Here is a 2,425-nt window from a genome sequence, read left to right as displayed (position 1 = left end):
CCTTCTAGCGAAGGCAGGTCAATACTACCTGTCGAGGGTGCTTTGCGCCAACCCTTCAACAAGTGCACTTCAGTTTGTGACTGTGCAAGCATAAGTTGAAAATACATTCTTAAAGAACAATGACTTGGGAATTCGCTAAGGTAACAGGGATTTTATGAGAACCAGGGGTTGGCATTCAGATGATTAAAGGATCTTTGAATAGATCCAACGCTGGCTTGGCACCGTGATGTTCTATTTTACCACGCCAGTTTTTACCCAGTTTGTAGAAACGCAGGCTATCCACTGCTTCATCGTAGGTATCCAGCAATTGAGCTTTCAGCCTGACCCATTGATCGGGTTCCAGGTCGCATTCAAAAACGGAGTATTGAACCCGTGTGCCAAAATCTTCACAGGTTTTGGCAATGCGCCTGAGCCTTCCGGGGCCATCAGGATCATCAAAGGATACATCGTAAGTAACCAGTATCAGCATGCTTAACTCCTTGTGATCTTCATCGAGCCAGAAAAGGTGGGTAATGTTCCAAGTCACCCCTTAAGTGCCTAGCCAGCAATAATGCCTGGACATGAGGCAGCAACCCTAGGGGTACTTCTTCTTTAAGGTATGGGTGAATAATTGTCTGCTGCTTTTTGGCCTGAAACTCCTGAAGGACTGCTTTGCGAGCTGTGTCTTTCAGTTTGACAGCACCGCTGGCTTCATAAATAAAATCAGATGGTTTCACCTGCTGGCGGTTGATCAGTGTTAACACCAAGCGATCTACAAGGTAAGCCCGGAATTCTTCTAAAATGTCTTGAGCCAGGCTGTCTCTTCCCGGCCGATCTCGATGGAGAAAACCCACCTGCGGATCAAGCCCCACACCTTGTAGTGCAGCACTGATATCATTGCCCACTATGGCATAGAAAAAGGACAACAAGGCATTAACAGGATCTGTAGGTGGTCTGCGAGTGCGCTGACTGAAAGAAAAGCTGCCAGACTTTTCAGTGATCAGCTGGTTAAAGACTGAAAAGTACCGAGCGGCAGCATCCCCCTCCAAACCACGAATGGTATCCAGATCATCTGTGATTCTTAGTCTGTCGACAGTGCTTTTGAGCAGAGCAATGGTTTGGCTGATTTCTGGATGCTTGCCATAGTTGCGCTGATGTCTTTGCAAGACTTGCCGTTGTGACTGGATTTTAGCTGCAACAATAACCCGCGCTATTTCAGCCGCTTGGGTATCTGCATAACGGTATTGAGTGCGACGCAACAGGACGTTGCCTGTTTGTTTACCTTGCACTCGTGCAAGAAAACGACCGTACTCGGTGAAAAACGCCAGATTAACACCTCGCTCTCCACAAAACCCCATGACCTGTGGTGACACCATAACATTGCCAAAACAGAAAATACCGCTGATGGAGTGTATGGGTAACTGCAATGCTTTTTCCTTGGCGATATCAATCACCAGAGTCTCCCTTTCCTTGTGCAGATAGGCACCCTGGGTATTGATGTAGAGGCTATTCTGAAGCTTCTTCATCTGAATTTTCCTCAGCAAATAACCGTTCGAGATACTGGCTGCTGGTGTCTTTTTGCATGATCTTTGGATTACACAAATCGTAGAGGCTACAGGCGTTGCACTTTTTTTCGTACCTGGCTGGCGGGGTTTTCCCACTCACAAAAAGCTGGGCAACGTCTTTGATGACTTCCCGAGTGCGTTGTCGCAATGCTTCACTGAACTCGACTGGGTGGCGGTGCCTGGTCTGGTGATACCAGAGTGCGCCCTCCTTGATGGTTTGACCTGTCATTTCCTCAAGGCAAAGTGCCTGTGCACACAGCTGAATTTCATCCCAGTCACTTGGTTTAGGTTTGCCGCGTTTGTATTCAACTGGCGTTATCTGGCCTGTGGACAGATCTTTTTCCAGCAAATCCATTTTGCCCGTTAAACCCAAGGAATGAGCAGCAACCTGTACACCCCGCTCAAATTTTATTCCTTTACGGGTTTCCGGTTCACCGCTGTCTACCCGGCTATGCAGTTGCTGTCCCTGGGCTGTCAGGAAGTTTTCTGCCCAGACTTGTTCGTTATGAATCAACGCACACTGCCTTGGGCAGAAGGCGTAATGCTGCAGTGCTGACAGAGGGATAAGCTTTTCATCATCCATGATTTTTTGTCCTGTCAGGCAGCAAACTGGATGACTTCAACTTCCAGATTATGCTTCATGGCTTCTTCTGCCAAAGTCAGAATTTTTCTGGAAATTTCATCACTGAGGTAATACTCACCACAGTTTTCACAGATATCAGCAGGCACCTTCTTAATCACCAGGGTTACTTCACCACGCGTTAAAGTTACGGTTGTCGTTCCCGGCTGAGTTGCACCCTGCTTACAGATGACACATTGCATTTTCACCTCCTGACTTTAAAGCCATCATGCCAGATTTCCAGAGAGGGGTAATAGACTGT

Annotated in this window: 4 protein-coding genes; all 4 read right to left on the bottom strand. The window is 47.4% G+C overall.

Translation table 11 applies throughout. The features are described 5' to 3' along the window. Window positions 1-175: 175 nt before the first annotated feature. From cas2 to IBX50_RS19680, 4 genes are read right to left on the bottom strand one after another with little or no spacing between them, the layout of a single operon-like run. A complete protein-coding gene (gene cas2 / locus IBX50_RS19695) occupies window positions 176-469 on the bottom strand; it encodes a CRISPR-associated endonuclease Cas2 (RefSeq protein WP_292258097.1) in 294 nt (97 codons plus the stop codon). A gap of 19 nt (window positions 470-488) precedes the next feature. Then, window positions 489-1,505 (bottom strand): type I-C CRISPR-associated endonuclease Cas1c, encoded by a 1,017-nt coding sequence (gene cas1c / locus IBX50_RS19690; protein ID WP_292258096.1) that lies wholly within the window; start codon window positions 1,503-1,505, stop codon window positions 489-491. Beyond that, window positions 1,486-2,127, bottom strand: coding sequence for a CRISPR-associated protein Cas4 (cas4, locus tag IBX50_RS19685; protein ID WP_292258095.1), 642 nt, complete (start codon window positions 2,125-2,127; stop codon window positions 1,486-1,488). The genes cas1c and cas4 overlap by 20 nt, the downstream gene beginning before the upstream one ends. A gap of 14 nt (window positions 2,128-2,141) precedes the next feature. Beyond that, window positions 2,142-2,366, bottom strand: a complete 225-nt coding sequence (locus IBX50_RS19680) for a type II toxin-antitoxin system MqsA family antitoxin (protein WP_292258094.1) — start codon at window positions 2,364-2,366, stop codon at window positions 2,142-2,144. Window positions 2,367-2,425: the final 59 nt, after the last annotated feature.

The sequence above is a fragment of the Marinospirillum sp. genome (assembly GCF_014859565.1).
The sequence above is the reverse complement of the archived record's forward strand: the minus strand, read 5'-3'. Positions and strand labels throughout refer to the sequence as shown.